The organism is Rhodoferax sp. RT4P68, from assembly GCF_056521305.1.
Window position 1 is genome coordinate 86,811 of record NZ_JBWMBB010000016.1, and the last position, 23,775, is coordinate 110,585.

Below are 23,775 nucleotides of genomic sequence, written 5' to 3' on the forward strand. Positions count from 1 at the left end.
ACGAGGGGGACCATCGGTAGAATCCCGCGATTGTCGCCGCCCCATCGCGGGCGGATCCGGGCCCGGCATCGCGCCCTCCACGCTCCTCACCACAATCCATGTCGACCAACCTGCATCCCATGCTCAATGTGGCCACGAAGGCCGCTCGCGCCGCCGGCGCCATCATCAACCGTGCCGCGCTCGACGTGGAAGCCCTGCGGATCTCGCAGAAGCAGGTGAACGACTTTGTGACCGAGGTCGACCAGGCCAGCGAAGCCATCATCATCGAAACCCTGCTCACGGCGTATCCCGGCCACGGCATCCTGGCCGAGGAGTCCGGCACCCAATACGGCGCCAAGGATTCCGAGTTCGTCTGGATCATCGACCCGCTGGACGGCACCACGAACTTCATCCACGGATTTCCGTTCTATTGCGTCAGCATCGCGCTGGCCGTCAAGGGCAAGGTCGAGCAGGCGGTCGTCTACGACCCCACGCGCAATGACCTGTTCACGGCCTCACGTGGCCGCGGTGCTTTCGTCAACGACCGCCGGCTGCGCGTGTCCAAGCGCATCCGCCTGGGCGACTGCCTGATCTCCACCGGTTTCCCGTTCCGCCCCGGCGACAACTTCAAGGAATACATGGCCATGATGGGCGACGTGATGCAGCGCACTGCCGGCCTGCGCCGCCCTGGCGCTGCCGCGCTCGACCTGGCCTACGTGGCGGCCGGGTTCACCGACGGCTTTTTCGAGAAGGGCCTGCAGCCCTGGGACGTGGCGGCCGGCTCGCTGCTGGTGACCGAGGCCGGTGGCCTGGTCGGCAACCTGTCGGGCGACGCCAACTTCCTGGACCAGAAGGAATGCCTGGCGGCCAATCCGAAGATCTACGCGCTGCTCGTGGGCTTGATCGGCAAGTACAGCAAGTTTGCCCCCGCTGGCGAAAAGGCGGGCGTGCGCCAAAAGCTGTCTCTGGGTGACGCCACCGCGCCGGAGCCCACCGTCGATCCAGTCCCCGATGCGCCCGCCCCTGACGCCCTCGATGCGCCTGGCGCGCCTGCGCAGCCCGAAACGACACCACCGGCCGGCCAGCCCGGCTGAACCCGCGCGTCACACGGCGCGCGCTGACCGCTCAATCGTCGTCGCGGTGCGTGGCGGCGATGGCGCGGAAGTCGCCGGAGATGGCCAGAAATGCGTCCACGATGTCCGGGTCGAAATGCAAACCCCGGCCCTGTTCGACGATGCGGCACGATTCCTCATGGCTCAGGGCTGGCTTGTACACGCGCTTGCTGATCAACGCGTCGTACACGTCCGCCAGCGCCATGAGCCGCGCCGCCACGGGAATCGCGTCACCCTTCAGACCTTCGGGGTAGCCCGTGCCATCCCACTTTTCCTGGTGGCCGTAGGCAATCTCCTTGGCCAGCGTCAGAAAGTCCACCTGCATGCCCAGCCGCTGCTCGGCCTCCTCGATCGCGGTGCGGCCCAACGTCGTGTGGGTCTTCATGATCTCGAACTCTTCGGGCGTCAGCTTGCCCGGCTTGAGCAGGATGTTGTCTGGAATGCCGACCTTGCCGATGTCGTGCAGTGGTGCGGACTTGTACAGCAGCTCGATCGTGCGATCGTTCAGGTAGCCGGAAAAGCGCGGGTGCGTCTTCAGCTGCTCCGCCAGGCGGCGCACATACAGCTGCGTGCGCCGGATGTGCGCGCCGGTCTCGTTGTCGCGCGTCTCTGCCAGCGACGCCATCGCCATGATGGTCACGTCCTGGATCGCCTGCACCTCGGCCGTGCGCTTGGCAACCTCGCGCTCCAGGTAGGCGCTCTTGTCGCGCAGAAAGTCTGCGTGCGCCTTCAGCGTCAAGTGCGCATGCACGCGCGCCAGCACGATCGGCGGGCTGATTGGCTTGGTGATGTAGTCGGCAGCGCCCAGCTCCAGCCCGCGGGTCTCGTCTTCCACCTCCGAGCGCGCAGTCAGGAAGATCACCGGGATGTCCGCCGTGCGGGGCTCGGCCTTCAACCGGCGGCAGACCTCGTAGCCGTCGATGTCCGGCATCATGATGTCCAGCAGGATCAGGTCCGGCGGGGTATCCGAATTGGCGATGCGCAGGCCACGCTCGCCGTGGTTGGCAACCTTGACCTTGTAGTGGTCTTTCAGCAGCGCGCTCATCAGCGACAGGTTGTCCGGCGTGTCGTCCACCACCAACACGGTGGCGGGCTTGTCCAGCAAATGGGTCACAGGTTCCATGGTGCTTCCAGAAGGCGCGAATGGCGGTCCAGGCTGGCCGCGCGAGCGTTCTCGGCGCGCAGCATAACCCCCATTGTGCGTGCGCCCAACACGGCCTACAGGACCAGCAAGGCGCGGAAATCGTTGACGTTGGTGTGCGTCGGCCCCGTCACGACCAGATCGCCCAACCGCTCGAAGTAGCCGTACGCGTCGTTCCGATCCAGGTAGCCGCCCACCTTCATGCCCAGGGCCTCGGCGCGCGACAGGCTGTCGGGCGACACATAGGCCCCGGCGTTGTCCTCGATGCCGTCGATGCCATCGGTGTCCGCCGCCAGCGCATGCACGCCGGCCTGGCCCTGAAGCGCCTGCGCCAGGCCCAGGCAAAACTCGCCAGCGCGGCCGCCCCGCCCGCGTGGCGTGCCCTCGGGCTGGCGCCGGATCGTCACCGTGGTCTCACCGCCCGACAGGATCACGCAGGGCCGCGTGAACGGTTGGCCGCGCTGCGCCACGGCACGTGCCAGCGCTGCGTGCACCTTGCCCACCTCGCGCGACTCGCCCTCGATCTCGTCCGACAGGATGTGCGCCTGCACGCCCAGCGCCCGTGCGGCGGCGGCGGCGGCCTCCAGCGACTGCAGCGGCGTGGCGATCATGTGCACCGAATGGCCCGCCAGGCGTGCATCGCCCGGCTTGGGCGTCTCCAGCGCACCCGCACGCAGCCCCTGCTCGATCGCAGGAGGCACGGCAATGCCATAGCGCTGCAGGATCGCCAGCGCCTGCGCGCAGTCCGTGGCGTCGGCCACGGTCGGGCCGCTGCCGATCACCGACGGGTCATCCCCGGGCACGTCGCTGATCGTCAACGTCACCAGCCGCGCCGGCGCGCAGGCTGCGGCCAGCCGCCCGCCCTTGATGCGCGACAGGTGCTTGCGCACGCAGTTCATCTCGTGGATGCCGGCGCCGCAGGCCAGCAGCTCGCGGTTGATGCGCTGCTTGTCCTCGAACGCCAGGCCCTCGGCCGGCAGCGTCAGCAGCGCCGAGGCGCCGCCGGACATGAGGCACAGCACCAGGTCATCGGCCGTGAGCCCCTCGGTCAGCGCCAGCATGCGGCCGGCGGCGTCCAGGCCGGCCGCATCGGGCACCGGGTGCGAGGCCTCGACCAGCTCGATGCGCACCGGCAGACCCTCGGGCCGCGGCGGAATGTGGTGGTAGCGCGTGACGACCAGGCCACTGAGCGGTGCATCGGCCGGCCACAGCGCCTCCAGCGCCTGCGCCATCGCGCCACCCGCCTTGCCGGCGCCCAGCACCAGCGTGCGGCCGCGCGGCGGCGGCGGCAGATGGGCCGCCATGTTGTGCAACGGCAGCGCGCGCTCCACGGCCGCGTCGTACAAGTGCTGCAGGAAGGCCCGCGGCTGCTGCGACGGGTCGATCCGGGAAGGGTCTTGTGGATGGTGCATGTGTCGTGTCTCCGGCGCGCATTGTGCCGTCGTGCGGGTCAGGTCCACGTCCCGCACGCACGCGCGCAACCCAGGGCCCCAACGGTGCCACACCGCATTCAGGGCGTGGTCTTTGCGCCGCCTTCGAACCAGCGCCCGATCAACGCGCGTTCCTCGTCCTTCATGCCGGTGGCGTTGCCCATGGGCATGATCTTGGTGACCACCACCTGCTGGTACAGGGCCTGCGCATGCTTGCCGATCGAATCGGGCGAATCCAGCCGCACATTCTTCATCTGCACCTGGGCGCCATGGCAGGCCAGGCAATGCGTCTGCATCAGCTGCTGGACCTGCACGATGCCTGCAGGCGCTGCGGCCTGGCCGGCAGGCACGGGCGCCGTCGGCTCGGGCTTGAGCCAGACGATGGTGCCCAGGAGGAAAGCCACACCCACCAGCGCATACGGCAGCGGATGCGCCGCTTGCCCCAGCTTCCAGCGGTGGCGCACGACGAAGAACTGTCGGATCAGCGCGCCGCCCAGCATGATGGCCACCAGCACCAGCCAGTTGTGCGGATGGGTGTACGTGAAGCTGTAGTGGTTGCTCAGCATCGCAAACAGCACCGGCAACGTGAAGTAGGTGTTGTGCACGCTGCGCTGTTTTCCGCGTGCGCCGTGCACCGGGTCGATCGGCAACCCTGCCCGCAACGCCGCCACGTTCTTGCGCTGGCCGGGAATGATCCAGAAGAACACGTTGGCGCTCATCGCGGTCGCCAGCATCGCGCCCACCAGCAGAAAGGCCGCGCGCCCGGCGAACCAGTGGCAGGCCAGCCAGGACGCGAAACAGACGAACACGAAGATCAGGAAGCCGACGATCGCGTCGCCGTTCTTGCGCTTGCCGAAGACCTGGCAGATGGCGTCATACACCATCCAGAACACGACGAAGAACGCCAGTGCCACGCCGATCGCCGCACCCGGAGACCAGTCCATCTTGGACTTGTCGATCAGGTAGGTGCTGGCGTTCCACAGGTAGGAGACCGTGAACAGCGCGAAGCCGGTGAGCCAGGTCGAGTAGCTCTCCCAGTACGACCAGTGCAGGTGTTCAGGCAGCTTCTTGGGTGACAGCAGGTACTTCTGCATGTTGTAGAAGCCGCCGCCGTGCACGGCCCACTGTTCGCCGCCAACGCCCTTGTCGCGCGATTCGGAGTCCTGTGGTGGTTCGAGGCTGCTGTCAAGCATCACGAAGTAGAACGATGCGCCGACCCAGGCGATCGCGGTGATGACGTGGACCCAACGCAAAAGCAGGTTGGCCCAGTCGAGGTAGTAGCTGTCCATCTTTTCAGCCCTTCGCGTGCCAGCTGTGGGCACGGAGCGATGCGCTGCTCACCACTGCGGGCGCTCTGAGCAGACAGATGGCCGCGCTCAGGACATGATGGCCATGTCCCGCGCCGCTGCGACCGGCGCGCATTCTAGGGGAATTTTGTCGGGCGTGACGGCCGCAGGACGAGGCTTCCATGCTGCAGCGCAGCAATAACCATGCCGCGGCCGGGCCCCGTCGGTGCACCCGTTGGGTAGACTGCAGCCCCCCTCTTGCGCACCGCCCCAGGACCCCATGAACATCCCGACCCGCCGACTGTGGACGAGCGCATTGATCGGCGGATCGGCCGCACTGCTGATCGGCTGCGCGCCCTCCACGCCAACCGCCCCCGCGACGCCCCCCGCATCTGCCGCTACGCAACCAGCCGCGCCGGACACCGGCAGCCGTCCCGCCCCAGGCGCCGCGCCGGGGCCACCCAGCCTGCCGCAGGCCCCGCGCGTGTCGTCTGCCGGTACGCCGCGCGAATACCGCCGCGACGCTGCCACACATGTGTACGCGCAGAACGCCGAGCGCATCTTCCGCGGCCCATTGCCGCCGCATCTGTACGCCATCGGCGTGCTCGAAGTCGACATCGACCGCCAGGGCCGCGTCGGCCGCCTGCACTGGATGCGCGCGCCCCGACACGCGCCCGAGGTCGTCCGTGAAATCGAGCGCCTGGTGCGCGAGGCCGCGCCCTACCCACTGCCTCAGCGCATGGGCCGCGTCACCTACACCGACACCTGGCTATGGCACAAGAGCGGTCAATTCCAGCTTGACACGCTGACCGAAGGGCAGCTCTGAGCGCCGACGGCCACGCTGGGCCCCAGCCTTGCCCGCACGCATGCAGCTTGCTACATGAAGTAAGCCAGTGTGTGCCTGCATTCGCTCAAATTTATTTCTAGTATCAAATGAAACAAGCCTGTATACGAACTCGAATGCATCTATGATGCAAGCATGGACACATCAGGCACCAACACCACCACGATTGTCGAAGCGCTGACGAAAGCCATCGTCGAGCACCGACTCCACCCCGGCACCAAGCTCGCCGAGCAAAAGCTGGCCGACCACTTTGGCGTTTCGAGGACGCTGGTTCGCCAGGCGTTGTTCCAGCTGTCGCAAAACCGCCTGATCCGGCTGGAGCCCGCGCGCGGCGCGTTTGTTGCGGCACCCTCAGTGACCGAGGCGCGGCAGGTCTTCGCCGTGCGCCGCATGATGGAAGCGGAAATGACGCGCGCCTTCGTGCGCGAGGCCACGCCCTCGCGCATCAAGTCGCTTCGCGAGCACCTGGCGCGCCAGGAAGCCGTGCTCAAGGACAGCCGCGACGCCGCGCAGCGCATCGAGCTGCAGGGCGATTTCCATTTGCAGATGGCGCGCCTGCTGGACAACGACGTGCTGGTTCAGCTGATGGTCGAACTGCTGTCACGCTGCTCGCTGATCACGCTGATGTACCAGAAGGACAACGGCCCCGACTTCATCGAGAACGAGCATGGCCCGCTGCTGGACGCCATTTCCGCGCGCGAAGAAGAACGGGCCGTGCAACTGATGGACGACCATCTTGTGCGCCTGGAAAAGCTGCTGACCTTCGACCGCAAGATCCCGAGTAACGACATCTCGATGGCGCTGGCCTGAACGCTTGAGAGGCAATCGCCTGCCTCTTCAGCGCTGAGCGGCGCTCGCGCAACGCACCGGGCTGCGCGCGCCCCTGCGTGCGACCGATCAGATGCGCGGACGGCGGCCAGATTCGGCCGCGTCATTGGGGTGGATTGCCGGCCAGATGCAGCCCTACACTGGCGCGCTTCCAGCCGCACCCCAGGAGAACCACCGCATGCACATCCGCCACACCCTGCTGGCCAGCAGCCTCGCGCTCGCCCTGGCCAGCCTGACGGCCTGCCAGACGGCACCCGCCACCTCCCAGGCCGCCACCGGGGCGCCGCCGCCGGCACCGGTGGTCGCCCCCGCCGTCGTGGCCCCGGCTGCGACGGCCCCCACCACCACGGCAGCGGCGCAGGCCGCCAGTGCGGCCTACGACTTCGACATGGATGTCTTCCATCCCGTCGTCGCCAAGAACGGCATGGTCGCCACCGAGCAGGAACTGGCCACCCAGATCGGCCTGAACATCCTGAAGGCCGGCGGCAATGCGGTCGATGCCGCCGTGGCCGTGGGCTTCGCGCTGGCCGTGGCACTGCCCAACGCCGGCAACCTGGGCGGCGGCGGTTTCATGGTCGTGCACGATGCCAAGAGTGGCAAGAATGTGGCGCTGGATTTCCGCGAAGTGGCGCCCCTCGCGGCCACGCGCAACATGTACCTGGACGCCCAGGGCAACGTCGTCAGCGGCAAGTCGCTCTACACCCACTACGCCGTCGGCGTGCCCGGCACCGTGGCCGGCATGGAACACGCGCTCAAGACCTGGGGCACCATGCCGCTCTCGCGCGTCATCGCACCGGCCGCAGCCCTGGCTGACAGGGGCTTCCCGGTCAGCGAGACGCTGGCCAAGATCCTGCAGCAAGAGAAGGCGAACATGGGCAAATGGCCCGCCACGCAAGCCATCTTCTGGAAAGGCGGCGCGCCGCTGAAGGTCGGCGACACGCTGGTGCAGAAGGATCTGGCGCGTTCGTTGCGCCTGATCGGCCAGCAGGGTGGCCGCGCCTTCTACCAGGGTGACATCGCCCGCATGATCGCCGCCGAGATGGCGCCCCACGCCGGCGCCATCACGCTGCAGGACCTGCGTGACTACAAGGTGGTCGAGCGCGCGCCCACGCGCGGCAGCTACCGAGGCCACGAGATCGTGACCATGCCGCCACCCTCCTCTGGCGGCCCGCATCTGGTGCAGATCCTGAACATGTTGGAGCCGCAGCCCGTGGCGCAATGGGGCTCCAACAGCGCGCAATACCTGCATTACATGGCCGAGGCCAGCAAGCTGGCCTACGCCGACCGCTCCGAGTACCTGGGTGACCCGGACTTCGTGAAGGTTCCGGAGAAGGGCCTGACCTCCAAGAAGTACGCCGCGCAATTGGCGTCGACCATCGACAACGCCAAAGCGCGTAGCGGCGCGACCATCAAGCCCGGCAAGCCGCAGCCGTTCGAAAGCGACCAGACCACGCACTACTCGGTGGTCGACAAGGCCGGCAACGCGGTCGCCGTCACCTACACGCTGAACACCAACTTCGGCAGCGGCATCGTCGCCAAGGGCACCGGTATCTTGCTGAACAACGAGATGGACGACTTCTCTGCCAAGCCCGGCGTGGCCAATGCCTACGGCCTGGTCGGCGGCGACGCCAACGCCGTGGCGGCCAAGAAGCGCCCGCTGTCGTCGATGACGCCCACCCTGGTGCTGAAAGACGGCAAGCCCGTGCTGGTGACCGGCAGCCCCGGTGGCGCGCGCATCATCACCACCGTGCTGCAGACCGTGGTCAACACCATCGACTTCGGCATGAACCCGGCAGAGGCCGCCGCCACGCCGCGCGTGCACCACCAGTGGACGCCGGACGAGCTGCGCATCGAAAAGGGCTTGTCGCCCGACACGGTCGCCCTGCTCAAGCAGCGCGGCCACAACGTCGCGCTGAAGGCCTCGATGGGCCGCACGCAGACGATCCAGATCCGCGGCGGCAGCCTGTACGGCTACTCGGATCCGCGCAACCCGGACGGGAAGACGCTGGGGTATTGAACCCAGCGCCCGTCACGCACAAGCCGCCCTCGCCGGGCGGCTTTTTTCATCGCCGGGATCTTCTATGGTGCAGCCTGCGCGACGACGGTGCGCTCCACCAGCCGGTCATCCCCCAGCACGATCAGCGCGAACAGCAGCTCTTCCAGCGTGTCGGCAATCGCCGTCTTGCGCGCCAGCAGCGGCGTGGCCTTCGGGTTCAGCACGACGAAATCGGCCTCGGTGCCGGCCTGCAGCGTGCCGACCACCCCCGCCAGCCCCAGCGCCTCTGCCGCCCCACCGGTGTGGCGCCACCACAGCTGCGACGGCTTGAGGCTCAACCCCGGTTTCGTTTGCCCCTCGCGGCCCACGTAGTAGGCCGCCAGCATGGTGTGGAAGGGGCTGAAGCTGGTGCCGCCGCCCACATCGCTGGCCAGGCCGTGGCGCATGCCGATGCGGCCGGCGCCTTCGTAATCGAAGAAGCCGCTGCCCAGGAACAGATTGCTCGTCGGGCTCACGGCCGCCGCCGTTTTCGTGTGGTGCATCAGCTGCCGGTCGGCGTCGTCGAAATGGATGCAGTGCGCGTAGACCGCCCGCTCGCGCATCAGGCCGTAGCCGGCGTACACGTCCAGGTACGAGCGCGCGTGCGGGAACAGCTCGCGCGCCCAGCGCACCTCGTCCTTGTTCTCGGCCACGTGCGAGTGGATCCAGGTGTCCGGGTACTTCGCGGCGAGTTCACCAGCGCCACGCAACTGGGCATCGGTGCTGGTGGGCGCGAAGCGCGGCGTGATGGCATAGCCCAGCCGGTCGGTGCCGTGCCAATGGCGGATCAGCGATTCGGTATCGATGAGGCTCTGCTCGGTCTCATCGCGCACGCCATCGGGCGAATGCCGGTCCTGCAGCACCTTGCCGCCCATCATGCGCAGGCCGCGCCGCTGCGCCTCACCAAAGAACGCGTGCACCGATGCGGGGTGCGAGGTGCAGAAGGTCAGCGCCGTCGTCACGCCGTGGCGCTGCAGCTCGTCGAAGAAGAAGGTGGCCACCTCGCCAGCATGCGCAGGGTCGGCGAACCTCGTCTCGGCCGGGAAGGTGTAGTTCTCCAGCCAGGGCAGCAGGCCCTCTGCCGGCGCGCCGATGATGTCGGTCTGCGGGAAGTGCACATGCATGTCGAGAAAACCCGGCGCCAGGATGCGGCCCGGCCAGTGCGTGACCGGCACCTCCGGATGGCGCGGCGCCACTTCGCGGTACGGCCCGGCGTCCAGCACACGCTGCACGCCGGCAGCATCCGGGCCGACCACCAGCAGGCCGTCTTCATCGAACAGGGCTTCGCCCTCGGGCGAGAAGCGCAGCAAGCGCGCGCGGTAGGCTTGCGAGGGCGTCGTCATGGGCTCAGTGGCCTCCGATGTAGATGAACTTGAACAGAAACACGCCGCCGATGACCCAGACCATCCAGTGCACCTCGCGTGCACGGCCGGTAAACAGCTTCAGTGCAGCATAGGTGATGAAGCCGAAGGCCAGGCCGTTGGCAATCGAGTACGTGAAAGGCATGGCGAGCGCCGTCACCGCCGCCGGAATGACCTCGGTCGTGTCGTCCCAATCCAGCTCCGTCAGCTCGCGCAGCATCAAACATGCCACGAAGAACAGCGCCGGCGCCGTCGCATACGCGGGCACTACACCGGCCAGCGGTGCGATGAACAGGCAGGCCAGGAACAGCACGGCCACCGTCAGCGCCGTGAGGCCGGTGCGGCCCCCGGCCTGCACGCCGGCTGCGCTCTCGACATAGGCCGTGGTGCTGGACGTGCCCAGCAGCGCGCCAGCGAAGATGGCGCCGCTGTCGGCCAGCAGCGACTTGTTGAGCCGGTCCATCTTGCCTGGCACCAGGAGGCCGGCGCGCTTGGCCACGCCCATCAGCGTACCGGTGGCGTCGAACAGCTCGACCAGGAAGAACACCAGCACCACATTCAGGATGCCGCCGGTCAGCGCGGCCTTGATGTCCAGCTGCAGGAAGGTCGGCGCGATGGACGGCGGCGCCGAGAAGATGCCGCGGAACTCGTTGCCGGCGAAGAAGAACGAGCCGACCGTCACGCCCACGATGCCGATCAGGATGGCGCCCGGCACCTTGAGCTTGTCGAGCACCGCGATCGCCACGAAGCCCAGCACCGCCAGCACCACCTGTGGCTTGTGCAGGTCGCCCAGCGTGACGAAGGTGGCCTCGGAGCCGGCGACGATGCCGGCACTCTTGAGCGCAATGAGCGCCAGGAACAGCCCGATGCCCACCGTGATCGCATAGCGCAGCGACAGCGGAATGCCGCGGATGATGAGCCCGCGCAGACCGAACAGCGTCACGAGCAGAAACAGGCAGCCCGAGACGAACACCGCGCCCAGCGCGGCCTGCCAGGTGAAGCCCATCTGCAGTACCACCACGTACGAGAAGTACGCGTTCAGCCCCATGCCGGGCGCCAGCGCGATCGGGTAGTTGGCGTACAGGCCCATGATGGTCGTGCCCAGCGCCGCGATCAAACAGGTGGCCACGAACACCGCGTCCTTCGGCATGCCCGCGTCCCCCAGGATCGAGGGGTTCACGAAGATGATGTAGGCCATCGTGAGGAAGGTGGTGAGCCCTGCCACCAGCTCGGTGCGCACCGTGGTGCCGTGTTCCTGCAGCTTGAACACGCGTTCTGTCCAGTTCATGGGTCTGTCTCCATCGTTGTTGAATTGCTGTCGTTCTGCGGGCTGCGCAGCGAGGCCGCGACATCCTTGGCCAGGGCGCGCAGCCAGCGCGCCGCGCTCGACCCGTGCGTGCGCTCGTGCCAGAGTTGGTAGTACATGAGCCGCGGTAGCGCCACCGGGCACGGCAGGATGGCCAGCGGCAACCGCATTGCCGCGCGCTCGCAGTACTGGCGGCCGGTGGTCAGCACCAGCAGGCTGGCGGCCACGATGTCGGGGATCAGCCCGAAGTGCGCGCAACGCGCCGTGATGTTGCGCTGGTGGCCCAGGCCGTCCAGCATCTGGTCGATGATGCCGCGCGCGCCGGGGTGCGTGGGCATGGGCGCGATGTGCTCGGCGGCCAGCCAGCTGTCCAGGTCCCAGCCGCGGCGCGCAGCCGGGTGTTCCCGGCTGACCAGCGAGACCACGTCGTCGCCGAACAGGCGCGCCATGTGCAGATCGTCCGGCGGCTGCAGCCAGTTGCCGATGACCAGGTCGACCTCGCCCTGCGCCAGGTGCGCGCGGTAATCCGAATCGGGCGACAGCGGATGGATCTCGATGTGCGCGAGCGGCGCCTGGCTTTTCACCTGCGCGACCAGGCGGGGCAGGAAGACCGGGTCCAGATAGTCGCTGGCCGCGATGCGAAAGGTGTGCGTGGCGGTCTGCGGCGCGAAGCTGCGCGCGTCGCTGAACAGCATCTCGGCCGCGCGCAGGATGCTGGCGGCCGGCTCGACCATGCGCAGCCCCGCCTCGGTCGGCACCATCTGCGCGCCCGAGCGCACCAGCAGCGGGTCGCCTGCCAGTTCGCGCAGGCGCTTCAGCGCGGCAGAGACCGCAGGCTGGTACATGCCCAGGCGGATGGCGGCGCGCGAGACGCTGCGATCGGTCAGCACGGTGTGCAGCACGCGGATGAGGTGGAGATCGATCTTGTCGAACAGCGCCTGGTCTCTCATGGTGGGGCCCTTGTGCCGGCGCGAGGTGGCCGGTGCGGGCGTTGATACCACGGAAGACACGGGCACCATCGACTCACACCTGCACGGCCGTGAGCGCGCGCAGGATGGACTCGCTGGTCGCCGGCGCCTGCAGCGGCGGGTCGACGCAGTGGCCGCCTGCGGCCGAGACGGCATCGCGGATCGCGAAGAACACCGAGAACGGCAGCAGCAGCGGCGGCTCGCCCACGGCCTTGCTGCGGTGGATCGAGTCTTCGAAGTTCGGCCCCTCGAACAGCTGCACGTTCAGCACCGGCGGGCAGTCGTTCGCCGTCGGGATCTTGTAGGTGCTGGGCGCGTGCGTGGTCAGCTTGCCGGTCTGTGGATGCCAGACGAGCTCTTCAGTCGTCAGCCAGCCCATTCCCTGGATGAAGGCGCCCTCCACCTGGCCGATGTCCACGGCAGGGTTCAGCGACTTGCCGGCGTCGTGCAGGATGTCGGCGCGCAGCAGCTTGAACTCGCCGGTCAGCGTGTCGACGACGACCTCGCTCACGGCCGCCCCATATGCGTAGTAGAAGAACGGCCGGCCCTGCAGCGTCTCCTTGTCCCAGCTGAGGCCCGGCGTGGCGTAGAAGCCGTCGGACCACAGCTGCACGCGGTCCAGATACGCCTCGGCCACCACCACGCTGAAGGGCAGCGTGCGGCCATTGACCTCGACCTTGTCGTTGGCAAAGCGCACCTCGTCGGCGCTGCCGCCGTGGCGCGCGGCGGCACAGGCGGCCAGCCGCTCGCGTATCTGGCGCGCCGCATCCTGCGCGGCCTTGCCGTTCAAATCCGCGCCGGTAGACGCGGCTGTGGCCGAGGTGTTGGCCACCTTGGTCGTGTCGGTCGCCGTCACGCGCACGCAGTCGAAGCGCACGCCCAGTTCATGCGCCACCACCTGCGCCACCTTGGTGTTCAGCCCCTGGCCCATCTCGGTGCCGCCGTGGTTCACGAGGATGGAGCCGTCGTTGTAGACGTGGACCAGCGCGCCCGCCTGGTTGAAATGCTTCACGTTGAAGCTGATGCCGAACTTCAGCGGCGCCAACGCGATGCCGCGCTTGAGCACCGGGCTCGTCGCGTTGAATGCCGCCACCGCTTCGCGCCGCGCACGGTAGTCGCTGCTGGCCTCCAGCTGCGCGACCAGCTCGTGCACGATGTTGTCCGTCACGGTCTGGCCGTAGGGCGTGGTGTTGCGCTCGGCCTTGCCGTAGAAGTTGATGCGCCGCACGTCCAGCGGGTCGCGGCCCAGCTGGCGCGCCACGCTGTCCAGGATGTTCTCGATGGCGATCGCGCCTTGCGGCCCGCCGAAGCCGCGAAACGCCGTGTTGCTCTGCGTGTTCGTCTTGCCCGAATAGCCGTGCATGGCCACCTCGGGCAGCCAGTAGGCGTTGTCGAAGTGGCACAGCGCGCGCGTCATCACCGGCCCCGACAGGTCGGCCGAATGCCCGGCCCGCGAGACCATGTTGATCTCGGCGCCCAACACGCGGCCTGCGTCGTCGAAGCCCACGGCGTACTCGTACCAAAAGCAGTGGCGCCGGCCGGTCACCATGAAGTCGTCGTCGCGGTCCAGCCGCAGCTTCACCGGGCGGCGCAGCTTGCGCGCGGCCACGGCAGCCACGCAGGCGAACAAGCCCGATTGCGACTCCTTGCCGCCGAAGCCGCCGCCCATGCGCCGGCACTCGACCTGCACCTCGTTGGCGTGCAGCTTCAGCGCGTGCGCCACCAGGTGCTGCATCTCGCTGGGGTGCTGGGTCGAGCAGTGCACATGCATGGCGCCGCCCTCCTTGGGGATGGCGTAGCTGATCTGCCCTTCCAGGTAGAACTGCTCCTGGCCCCCCACGTCGAAGCTGCCCTTGAGGCGGTGCGGCGCGGCTGCAATGGCGGCACGCACACTTGCTTGGGCGGGTTCGCCATGCACACCGGCGCTGGCGCTGCGCGCCAGGTGCATGGGCGGCAGTACGTACTGGCCGCGCGCATGCGCGTCGCGTGGCGTCAGCACCGGGGGCAGCGCCTCGATGGTCGCGGCTTGCCTGGCACAGGCAGCGGCGCGGCGCGCGGCGTCACGCGTGCGGGCGACCACGGCGAACAACGGCTGGCCCAGGTAGCGCACCTCGCCGTCGCACAGGATGGGGTCGTCGTGGACGATCGATCCGCAGTCGTTCGGGCCTGGAATGTCGGCGGCGGTCAGCACGTCCACCACGCCGGGCATGGCGCGGATCGCATCCAGCGACAGCGCCGTCAGCCGGCCGTGCGCCACCGGCGACAGCCCCAGCGCGCAGTGCAGCGTGCCCGCCAACTCCGGCAGGTCATCGATGTAGGGCGCCTCGCCGGCCACATGCAGGTGCGCCGATTCGTGTGGCCGGCTGATGCCCACGCGGGCACCGCCCTCGTGTGCACGCGCCTCCGCCGTTGCGTCGATGCGCGCGGCGCTGTTGTGCCGGTAGTCGGCAAAGGCTGGCGTGGGCTGCAGCAACTCAGGGTCCAGGGGCTTGTTCATGTCTGTGTTCCTCAAGCGGTCGCGTGCGGCATCACGCTCCACACGCTGGTCGCCGCAGCGGGTAAGGCGTCTTCGGCCCGCGTCTCCAGCCAGAAGCGCTGCAGCAGGTTTTGCGCCACCTGCAGGCGGTAAGCGGCAGACGCACGCATGTCCGACAGCGGCTTGAAGTCCTGCGCCAACGCGGCCTGCGCGGCACGCACGCTGGCCTGCGTCCAGGGCTGGCCCAGCAGCGCCGCCTCGGCCTGTCGCGCGCGGCGCACGGTGGCGGCCATGCCGCCGTAGGCCAGGCGCACGCTGTGCACGGTGCCGCCGTCCAGCGCGATGGTCAGGCCGGCGCACAGCGCCGAGATGTCGCAGTCGAAACGCTTGCTGATCTTGTAGGCGCGCACCTGGCGGCGCATGGCGGCCAACGGCACGGCCAGGCCCTGCACGAACTCGCCTTCCTGCAGCGCGCTATGCATGTAGCCGAGGTAGAAATCCTCCAGCGGCATGCGGCGTGTGTGGGCGCCACGGCGCAACTCGATGACCGTGTCCAGCGCCATCAGCACAGGCGGCGCATCGCCGATCGGCGAGCCGTTGGCCACGTTGCCGCCCATGGTGCCGGCATGGCGAATGGGGGGTGACGCAAAGCGCAGCCACACGTCGGTGAGCGTGGGCACCCGCTGCGCCAAGGCGCGCCAGGCGTCTTCGAGCGAGGCGCCGGCACCGATGTAGAGCTCGGCGCCCTCTGCGTGGCCCTCGCTTGGCTCGCGCGCGTCGCCCCGCTGGAACCTGACGCCGGTCGCCTCACTGTCGCTCTGCCCGCGCACTCCGATGCGCTTGAGCTCTGCCACGTCGCCCAGATACAGGATGTCGCCCAGCGCGCGGAACTGCTTGTTGACCCACAGGCCAATGTCGGTGGAGCCGGCCAGCAACCGCGCCTGCGGGTACGCCTCGCGCAGCGCGGCGAGTTCGGGCAGCGTGGTGGGCGCCATGAAGCGCTCGGCTGGCGAACCGTTCGGCGCCGCATAGGTGAACGTCTCATCGCGCTGCAGGCCCTTGAGCGCCTGCACGACCGGCGCCAGGTCCAGCCGCACTGCAGGCAGGTCGAACATGCGCTGCCCGGCGTCCAGGATCGGCCGGTAGCCGGTGCAGCGGCACAGGTTGCCCGACAGATCATCGGCGAGCTGCTGGCGCGTGGGCCGCGTGCCCTGGTCCTGGTGCGCCTCGTAGGTGGACCACAGCGACATCACGAAGCCCGGCGTGCAAAAGCCGCACTGCGAGCCATGGCAGTCCACCAGCGCCTGCTGCACCGGGTGCAGCGCGTCGTCCTTCGTGCCACGGGCGCCGGGGCATTGCGGCTTCAGGTCTTCCACCGTGAACAGCGCCTTGCCGTGCAGCGTGGGCACGAACTGGATGCACGCGTTCACCGTTTGCAGCTTCATGCCGCCAGGGGCCTGTGCGTCCAGCTCGCCCAGCACCACGGTGCAGGCGCCGCAGTCCCCCTCGTTGCAGCCCTCTTTGGTGCCGGTGCAGCGCGCATCCTCGCGCAGCCAGTCCAGCACCGAGCGCGTGGACGCCACGTCGCCCACGTCGACCACGCGGCCCTGGTGGTAGAAGCGGATCGGCTGGGCATCGCCCGTGCGGGTGGTGGTGTTCATGCGCGTGGGCCACGTTCGTGGTCGTTGGGGCCCGCCATCCGGGCCGATGCGCGATGGTCCGGGATGGCGGGCCGCATGGCATATGGGATTGGGCATAAGGGGTATGGGCGGGGCGGTATGTGGGACACGGGGCGGGCAAGGCTCGACCAGATCCCCTGTGACAATCCCGCCATGCAAGCCCTTCTCGACGCCATCGCGCGCATGCCACAGGCCACCGATGTGCAGCGCATCTTCCACGGTCGGGGTGGTCTGCACGCTGGCTGTGAACACCTGGTGCTCGACGCCTTCCCGCCCGTGCTGCTGCTCACCAGCTTCGCGGCGATCAACGACACCAGCATCGCCGCCATCGACGACGCGTTGCGCCAGCGCTGGCTGCAGCTCGCGCCCAACCAGCCGCTGAGTTGGGTGCTGCAGTTGCGCCTGCCCGGCGGCCAGGCCGAGACGCGGGTCATGGCGGGTGAGGTACCGCAGCCGCACATCGTCACCGAGGCCGGTGCGCGCTACCTGGTGCATGTGCTGCGCGGGCAGAACCACGGCTTTTTCCCCGACATGGCGCCGGGGCGCGAATGGGTGCGCCGCACGGTCACGGCACAGGCCACGCAGACCGAGCCGGCGCGCATCCGCGTGCTGAACCTGTTTGCCTACACCTGTGCGTTCTCGGTCGTGGCGCGGTTGGCCGGCGCCGGCCAGGTGCTCAACATGGACATGAGCCGCCCGGCCCTGGCCACGGGCCAGCAGAACCACCAGCTCAACGGCGTGGCGGCCGGGGCCAGCTTTGCGGCACACGATGTGTTCAGCAGCTGGGGCAAGATCAACCGCGGCGGCGCCTACGAGCTGATCGTCGTCGACCCGCCCAGCTACCAGAAGGGCAGCTTCGTCGCCACCAAGGACTACGCGCGCGTGATGCGCCGCCTGCCCGAGCTGCTGATGCCGGGCGGCCATGCGCTGGTGTGCCTGAACGCGCCCGAGCTGGGCGTGGACTTCCTGCAGCAGCACATGGCCGAGCAGGCGCCGCAGCTGCAGTTCGTCGAGCGCGTGGCCAACCCGCCGGTGTTCGCCGACGTCGACGAACAGCGCAGCCTCAAGGTGCTGGCGTACCGCTTGCCGGCGTAGGCGGAGCCACCTGTAGCAGCTGCGCCGCCACGGCCACGGCGATCACCTCGGGCTCCTTGCCCGCGATGCCGGGCACGCCGATCGGGCAGGTGATGCGCGCCAGCTCGTCGTCGCCGAACCCGCGCGCCTGCAGCCGGTGGCGGAAGGTGGCCCACTTCGTCTTGCTGCCGATCAAGCCCACATAGGGCAGGTCGCCCCTGGCACGCAGGCGCTGCAGGCAGGCGATGACGATGTCCAGGTCCTCGGCATGGCTGAAGCTCATGATCAACACGCGCGAGCCCGACGGCAGCGCGGCCACGGCGCCGTGCACCGGCTCGCTGTGTTCGGTCTGCACCTGGGCCGGCACGGCGGGGGGGAACACACCGTCGCGGCTGTCGATCCAGCGCACGGCGTACGGCAGCGCCGCCAACAGCCGCACGATGGCCGCGCCCACATGGCCGCCACCGAACAGCGCCACCGGCGCCAGCTGCGCCGTCAGCTCCGCGCGCAGGGCGGGTGCGTCGGCTGCGCGAATGCGGCGGTAGGTGAGGAACATCACGCCCCCGCAGCACTGCCCCAGGCTGGGGCCCAGCGGGTAGCGCAGCGTGGCGCCGTCGGCCGGCACATCGCTGGCACCAGGCACCGCGCGCGCGCCCCCGCCCGTAACCGCACCTGCACCTGCATCTGCATCTGCAACCGCATCTGCACACTCGTCGCCACGCTGCCCATCGCCCGCCAGCAGCGCGCGGGCTGCGGCGATCGCCTGGTATTCCAACTGCCCGCCGCCGATGGTCCCTGTCAAGGCGGCCCGCCACACCGCCATCCACGTGCCGGCCTCGCGTGGGGCCGAGCCCTGGGTGGCCGCCACGCGCACCAGCACGCCGTCCTGCAGCGCCAGGCGGGCCAGGCATTCGTCGAGCGCGGGCTGCATCGTCATGCGCGGCATTCTGCATGCCAGCATCACCCCGCACATCCCGCGCCGCGTATACGGACAACTGGTAATTCCCTATGCAGACAGGCGCGATCGCGTGCCTGCTTGGAGTAGGCTCTGCACCGCCTTTTTCATTCGAGGAGTCACAATTGAGCAAAGAACTCTCCCCTGCCGAGCAGGCCCTGCGCGAAGCCGCGCGTGAGTACCACTGCACGCCCACCAAGGGCAAGATTTCCGTCACGCCCACCAAGCCGCTGATGAACCAGCGCGACCTGTCGCTGGCCTACTCGCCGGGCGTCGCCTACCCTTGCCTGGACATCGAGCGCGACCCCTCGCTGGCAGCGGAATACACCTCGCGCGGCAACCTCGTCGGCGTGATCACCAACGGCACGGCGGTGCTGGGCCTGGGCAACATCGGCCCGCTGGCCTCCAAGCCCGTCATGGAAGGCAAAGGCTGCCTGTTCAAGAAGTTCGCCGGCATCGACGTGTTCGACATCGAACTGGCCGAGAACGACCCGGACAAGCTGGTCGACATCATTGCCGCGATGGAGCCCACGCTGGGCGGCGTCAACCTTGAAGACATCAAGGCGCCCGAGTGCTTCTACATCGAACAGAAGCTGCGCGAGCGCATGAACATTCCGGTGTTCCACGACGACCAGCACGGCACGGCCATCATCTCGTCGGCCGCGCTGCTGAACGGGCTGGAACTGGTGGGCAAGAAGATCGAGGACGTGAAGGTGGCGGTCTCCGGTGCCGGCGCCGCCGCCATTGCCTGCCTGGACGTGATGGTCGGCCTGGGTGTGCAGCGCAAGAACATCTACGCCTGCGACTCCAAGGGCGTGATCTACCAAGGCCGCCCCGGCGGCTATGACGTGTCGAAGGAAAAGTACGCGCAGGACACCTCGGCCCGCACGTTGGCCGACGCGGTGAACAACGCGGACGTGTTCCTGGGCTGCTCGGCGGCCGGCGTGCTGACGCAGGACATGGTCAAGACCATGGCCGACAAGCCCATCATCCTGGCGCTGGCCAACCCCGAGCCCGAGATCCGCCCCGAGCTGGCCAAGGAAGTGCGGCCCGATTGCATCATCGCCACCGGCCGCTCGGACTATCCGAACCAGGTCAACAACGTCCTGTGCTTCCCCTACATCTTCCGCGGCGCGCTCGACTGCGGCGCGACCAAGATCACCGAAGAGATGAAGCTGGCCTGCGTGCGCGAGATCGCCGACCTCGCCAAGGCCGACATCAGCGAAGAAGTGGCCACCGCCTACGCCGGCAAAGAGCTGTCGTTCGGCCCGGACTACATCATCCCCACGCCGTTCGATTCGCGGCTGATCCTGCGCATCGCCCCGGCCGTGGCCAGGGCGGCGGCGGCCTCGGGCGTGGCCACCCGGCCGATCGAAGACATGGAGACCTACACCCAGCACCTGGGCCGCTTCGTCTACCACACCGGCATGTTCATGCGCCCGGTGTTCACGGCCGCCAAGCTGGCCACCAAGAAGCGCGTGGCCTACGCCGAAGGTGAAGACGACCGCGCGCTGCGTGCTGCCCAGCTGGCGGTGGACGAAGGCATGGCCGAGCCCATCCTGATCGGCCGCCCCGATGTCATTGCGGCGCGCGTCAAGAAGGCCGGCCTGCACCTGAACCTGGCGCGCGACGTGGAGATCGTCGACCCTGAGAACGACCCCCGCTTCCGCCAGTATTGGGAGGCCTACCACACGCTGATGGGCCGGCGCGGCATCACGCCCGAGGCCTCCAAGGCCATGGTGCGCCGCTCCAACACCACCATCGCCTCGCTGATGCTGCACCTGGGCGACGCAGACGCCATGCTGTGCGGCCTGGTCGGCCGGTTCGACAGCCACCTGAAGATCCTGGGCCAGCTGCTCGGCACGCAAAAAAGCGGCCCCGGCTTTGCCACGCTGAACGCGCTCACGCTGGACAAGTACACCCTGTTCGTGGCGGACACCAATGTGCATGAAGACCCCACGGCCGAGCAGTTGGCGCAGATCGCCGTGATGGCTGCCGAAGAAGTGCGCCGCTTCGGCCTTCCGCCCAAGGTGGCCTTCCTGTCGCACTCGAACTTCGGCACGTCCGAGCGCGGCTCGGCCCGCAAGATGCGCCAGGCGCGCGAGCTGTTTTCCCAGCTGGCGCCCGATGTCGAATGCGACGGCGAGATGAACGGCGACGCCGCGCTCTCCGATGAAGTGCGCCGCAGCGTGCTGCCCGACAGCACGCTCACCGGTGAGGCCAACCTCTTGATCTGCCCGAATCTGGACGCCGCCAACATCCTGTTCAACGTGCTCAAGATGACCGGCGCCAACGGCGTCACCGTCGGCCCCATCCTGCTGGGCGCCGCCAAGCCCGCCCACGTCCTGACCCCCTCGGCCACCGTGCGCCGCGTGGTCAACATGACGGCTCTGGCCGTGGCCGACGCCAACATCACCAAATAAGGGCGCGCGCCCCGCTCTCGGCAAAAATGGCCCCGTCGCAGTGCATGCGGCGGGGCTTTTGCACTTTCAAGGTGCTTGCAAGCACCATTGCCGTGCCGGCACGGTGATTGCTTGAAACATTTATCTACCTTTTCACCGAGCAGACTCCGATGAACAAGCGCCAACTGATCCAAACGTTTCTTGCTGCGTCCGCCCTGGGCCTGGGGTTGCAGGCCCATGCGCAGACCACGCCCATCAAGTTCCAGCTCGACTGGCGCTTCGAAGGCCCGGCCGCGCTGTTCCTCACGCCGGCCGCCAAGGGCTACTTCAAGGACGCCAAACTGGACGTGAGCATCGACGCCGGCAACGGCTCGGGTGGCACGGTCACGCGCGTGGCCTCTGGCGCCTACGACATGGGCTTTGCCGACCTGGCCGCGCTGATGGAATTCCACGCCAACAACCCCGATGCGCCGAACAAGCCCATCGCCGTGATGATGGTCTACAACGACACGCCGGCCTCGGTCATGGCGCTCAAGAAGAGCGGCATCAAGACCCCCGCCGACCTGTCGGGCAAGAAGCTCGGCGCCCCGGTGTTCGATGCCGGCCGCCGCGCCTTCCCCATCTTCGCCAAGGCCAACAACGTCAGCAACGTGCAGTGGACGGCCATGGACCCGCCGCTGCGCGAGACCATGCTGGTGCGCGGCGACATCGACGCCATCACCGGCTTCACCTTCACATCCCTTCTGAACCTGGAAGCACGCGGCGCCAAGATCGAAGACATCGTCGTGCTGCCCTACCCGCAGTTTGGCGTGAAGCTGTACGGCAACGTCGTCATCGCCTCGCCCAAGATGGTCAAAGAGAACCCGGCCGCGATCAAAGCCTTCCTGCAGGCCTTCGCCAAGGGCGCCAAAGACGTGATCGCCAACCCCACAGCCGCCATCGCCGACGTGAAGGCGCGTGACGGCATCATCAACGTGGCCATGGAAACGCGCCGCCTGCAGATGGCCATCGACACCGTCATCAACAGCCCCAACGCCCGCGCCGAAGGCTTCGGCCAGATCAACGGCCCGCGCCTGACGCTGATGGCCTCGCAAGTCTCCGACGCGTTCAACACCAAGACGCGCGTCAACCCCGACGTGATCTGGAACGGCTCGTTCCTGCCGACGGCGGCCGAGCTGAACATCCTGCCGAAGAAGTAAGCGGTTGATGAGCACGCCCGAGACCCCCGACTTCGTCGACTTCCGCGACGTCTGGCTGGCCTACAACGAAGAGCTGCTGCGCGAGAACCACTTCGCCGTTGAGGCCATCGACCTGAAGGTCAAGCAGGGCGAGTTCATCGCCATCGTCGGCCCCTCGGGCTGCGGCAAGTCGACGTTCATGAAGCTCACCACCGGGCTGAAGATGCCGTCGATGGGCAAGATCCTGATCGACGGCGCGCCTGTGACTGGCCCTTTGAAAATCTCGGGCATGGCGTTCCAGGCGCCGTCGCTGCTGCCCTGGCGCACCACGGTCGACAACGTGCTGCTGCCGCTGGAGATCGTGGAGCCCTACCGTTCCACCTTCAAAGCGAAGCGTAAGGAGTATGTGGAGCGCGCCCGCCGCCTGCTGCAGAAGGTGGGCCTGGGCGGCTACGAAGACAAATTTCCCTGGCAGCTTTCGGGCGGCATGCAGCAGCGCGCCAGCATCTGCCGCGCGCTGATCCACGAGCCCAAGATGCTGCTGCTGGACGAGCCCTTCGGCGCACTGGACGCGTTCACGCGTGAAGAGCTGTGGTGCATCCTGCGCGACTTGTGGACCGAGCAGCGCTTCAACGTGATCCTCGTGACGCACGACCTGCGGGAATCGGTGTTCCTGGCCGACACGGTCTACGTGATGAGCAAGAGCCCCGGCCGCTTCGTCGTCAAGCGCGACATCGAACTGCCCCGCCCGCGCGAGCTGGAGCTCACCTACACCAAGGAGTTCACCGACATCGTGCTCGAGCTGCGCAGCCACATTGGCGCCATCCGCAGCGGTGCCGCCAAGCCCGCCGACACCACCATGCCTGTCTGATCCCATGAACAAGAAAGTCGTCGAAGCCTGGTCCCCCTGGTTGCTGCTGACCGTGGTGATCGTGCTGTGGCAGATCATCTGCTCGGCATTTCAGGTGTCCGAGTTCATCTTCCCCAGCCCGCTGCGCATCTGGGAGCAGTTCTGGGAGTTCAAAGGCATCATCGCCGGCCACGCCTGGCGCACCTACTGGGTGACGATGGCCGGCTTCGGTCTGGCCATCGTGGTGGGCGTGCTGCTGGGCTTCGTCATCGGCTCGTCGCGCCTGGCGTATGCGGCGGTCTACCCGCTGATGACGGCCTTCAACGCTCTGCCCAAGGCGGCCTTCGTGCCCATCCTCGTCGTGTGGTTCGGCATCGGCGTGGGGCCGGCGATTCTCACGGCGTTCTTGATCTCGTTCTTTCCCATCATGGTCAACATCGCCACCGGCCTGGCCACGCTGGAGCCCGAGCTGGAAGACGTGCTGCGCGTGCTCGGCGCCAAGCGCTGGGATGTGCTGGTCAAAGTCGGCCTGCCGCGCTCCATGCCGTACTTCTACGGCTCGCTGAAGGTCGCCATCACGCTGGCCTTCGTCGGCACCACGGTGTCCGAGATGACGGCCGCGAACGAAGGCATCGGCTACCTGCTGATCTCCGCCGGCTCGGCCATGCAGATGGGTCTGGCGTTCGCCGGGCTGCTGGTGGTGGGCGCGATGGCGATGGTGATGTATGAGCTGTTCAGCTTCATCGAGAAGCACACCACCGGTTGGGCGCACCGGGGGTCGCAGGGGGCGTGAGGGGCAGGCCTCTAGAGGTCTTCTGGCGGGGACGTGGCCTTGTGCGCCCGTTGTGTCGTATGTGCTGCTGTCATGGTC

General features: G+C 67.9%; 18 protein-coding genes. 9 read left to right on the forward strand and 9 right to left on the reverse strand.

Translation table 11 applies throughout. The annotated features are described in order from the left end of the window. Window positions 1–98: 98 nt before the first annotated feature. On the forward strand, window positions 99–1,073 hold the full coding sequence (locus AC099J_RS27315; protein WP_479618451.1) for an inositol monophosphatase family protein: 975 nt from the start codon (window positions 99–101) through the stop codon (window positions 1,071–1,073). A 31-nt stretch (window positions 1,074–1,104) separates the two neighbouring features. Here AC099J_RS27315 and AC099J_RS27320 read toward each other — a convergent pair whose 3' ends face one another. The 3 genes from AC099J_RS27320 to AC099J_RS27330 form a co-directional block, all read right to left on the reverse strand. Further along, window positions 1,105–2,214, reverse strand: coding sequence for a response regulator (locus AC099J_RS27320; RefSeq protein ID WP_479618452.1), 1,110 nt, complete (start codon window positions 2,212–2,214; stop codon window positions 1,105–1,107). 95 nt (window positions 2,215–2,309) lie between these two features. Next, the gene (locus tag AC099J_RS27325) at window positions 2,310–3,644 is read right to left on the reverse strand and encodes a glycerate kinase type-2 family protein (RefSeq protein ID WP_479618453.1); all 1,335 of its coding nucleotides are present in this window, start codon (window positions 3,642–3,644) and stop codon (window positions 2,310–2,312) included. 98 nt (window positions 3,645–3,742) lie between these two features. Further along, window positions 3,743–4,951, reverse strand: coding sequence for a urate hydroxylase PuuD (locus AC099J_RS27330; protein ID WP_479618454.1), 1,209 nt, complete (start codon window positions 4,949–4,951; stop codon window positions 3,743–3,745). A gap of 277 nt (window positions 4,952–5,228) precedes the next feature. Here AC099J_RS27330 and AC099J_RS27335 point away from each other — a divergent pair, with 277 nt between their 5' ends. The 3 genes from AC099J_RS27335 to ggt all read left to right on the forward strand — a co-directional run bounded on the left by AC099J_RS27335 (window position 5,229) and on the right by ggt (window position 8,637). Then, entirely contained in the window at window positions 5,229–5,774 is a 546-nt protein-coding gene (locus AC099J_RS27335; protein WP_479618455.1) for a hypothetical protein, read from the forward strand. Window positions 5,775–5,927: 153 nt separating this feature from the next. Next, complete coding sequence (locus AC099J_RS27340; protein WP_479618456.1) at window positions 5,928–6,602, forward strand: GntR family transcriptional regulator; 675 nt, start codon at window positions 5,928–5,930, stop codon at window positions 6,600–6,602. Window positions 6,603–6,798: 196 nt separating this feature from the next. Continuing rightward, window positions 6,799–8,637, forward strand: a complete 1,839-nt coding sequence (ggt, locus tag AC099J_RS27345; RefSeq protein ID WP_479618457.1) for a gamma-glutamyltransferase — start codon at window positions 6,799–6,801, stop codon at window positions 8,635–8,637. A 62-nt stretch (window positions 8,638–8,699) separates the two neighbouring features. Here ggt and guaD read toward each other — a convergent pair whose 3' ends face one another. The 5 genes from guaD to xdhA form a co-directional block, all read right to left on the reverse strand. Continuing rightward, window positions 8,700–9,998 carry a guanine deaminase gene (gene guaD / locus AC099J_RS27350; protein ID WP_479618458.1) on the reverse strand — a complete coding sequence of 433 codons (1,299 nt, stop codon included), beginning with the start codon at window positions 9,996–9,998 and terminating at the stop codon, window positions 8,700–8,702. A gap of 4 nt (window positions 9,999–10,002) precedes the next feature. Continuing rightward, the gene (locus AC099J_RS27355; RefSeq protein WP_479618459.1) at window positions 10,003–11,304 is read right to left on the reverse strand and encodes an NCS2 family permease; all 1,302 of its coding nucleotides are present in this window, start codon (window positions 11,302–11,304) and stop codon (window positions 10,003–10,005) included. Continuing rightward, on the reverse strand, window positions 11,301–12,272 hold the full coding sequence (locus tag AC099J_RS27360) for a LysR family transcriptional regulator (RefSeq protein WP_479618460.1): 972 nt from the start codon (window positions 12,270–12,272) through the stop codon (window positions 11,301–11,303). Before AC099J_RS27360 ends, AC099J_RS27355 begins: the two co-directional genes overlap by 4 nt. Window positions 12,273–12,345: 73 nt before the next feature. Next, on the reverse strand, window positions 12,346–14,787 hold the full coding sequence (gene xdhB, locus AC099J_RS27365; RefSeq protein ID WP_479618461.1) for a xanthine dehydrogenase molybdopterin binding subunit: 2,442 nt from the start codon (window positions 14,785–14,787) through the stop codon (window positions 12,346–12,348). A gap of 11 nt (window positions 14,788–14,798) precedes the next feature. Beyond that, window positions 14,799–16,427, reverse strand: coding sequence for a xanthine dehydrogenase small subunit (gene xdhA, locus AC099J_RS27370; RefSeq protein ID WP_479618462.1), 1,629 nt, complete (start codon window positions 16,425–16,427; stop codon window positions 14,799–14,801). A 171-nt stretch (window positions 16,428–16,598) separates the two neighbouring features. Between xdhA and AC099J_RS27375 the strand changes: the two genes are divergently transcribed. Beyond that, window positions 16,599–17,540 (forward strand): class I SAM-dependent methyltransferase, encoded by a 942-nt coding sequence (locus AC099J_RS27375; RefSeq protein WP_479618463.1) that lies wholly within the window; start codon window positions 16,599–16,601, stop codon window positions 17,538–17,540. Here the strand turns inward: AC099J_RS27375 and xdhC are convergent. Continuing rightward, window positions 17,509–18,450 carry a xanthine dehydrogenase accessory protein XdhC gene (gene xdhC, locus AC099J_RS27380; protein WP_479618534.1) on the reverse strand — a complete coding sequence of 314 codons (942 nt, stop codon included), beginning with the start codon at window positions 18,448–18,450 and terminating at the stop codon, window positions 17,509–17,511. The genes AC099J_RS27375 and xdhC overlap by 32 nt on opposite strands. Before the next feature lie 149 nt (window positions 18,451–18,599). Here xdhC and AC099J_RS27385 point away from each other — a divergent pair, with 149 nt between their 5' ends. The 4 genes from AC099J_RS27385 to AC099J_RS27400 all read left to right on the forward strand — a co-directional run bounded on the left by AC099J_RS27385 (window position 18,600) and on the right by AC099J_RS27400 (window position 23,697). Then, window positions 18,600–20,897 (forward strand): NADP-dependent malic enzyme, encoded by a 2,298-nt coding sequence (locus AC099J_RS27385; protein WP_479618464.1) that lies wholly within the window; start codon window positions 18,600–18,602, stop codon window positions 20,895–20,897. A 149-nt stretch (window positions 20,898–21,046) separates the two neighbouring features. Beyond that, window positions 21,047–22,075 carry an ABC transporter substrate-binding protein gene (locus tag AC099J_RS27390; RefSeq protein ID WP_479618465.1) on the forward strand — a complete coding sequence of 343 codons (1,029 nt, stop codon included), beginning with the start codon at window positions 21,047–21,049 and terminating at the stop codon, window positions 22,073–22,075. A 7-nt stretch (window positions 22,076–22,082) separates the two neighbouring features. Further along, window positions 22,083–22,925 (forward strand): ABC transporter ATP-binding protein, encoded by an 843-nt coding sequence (locus tag AC099J_RS27395; protein ID WP_479618466.1) that lies wholly within the window; start codon window positions 22,083–22,085, stop codon window positions 22,923–22,925. A 4-nt stretch (window positions 22,926–22,929) separates the two neighbouring features. Continuing rightward, entirely contained in the window at window positions 22,930–23,697 is a 768-nt protein-coding gene (locus AC099J_RS27400; protein ID WP_479618467.1) for an ABC transporter permease, read from the forward strand. The last annotated feature ends 78 nt before the right edge of the window (window positions 23,698–23,775 follow it).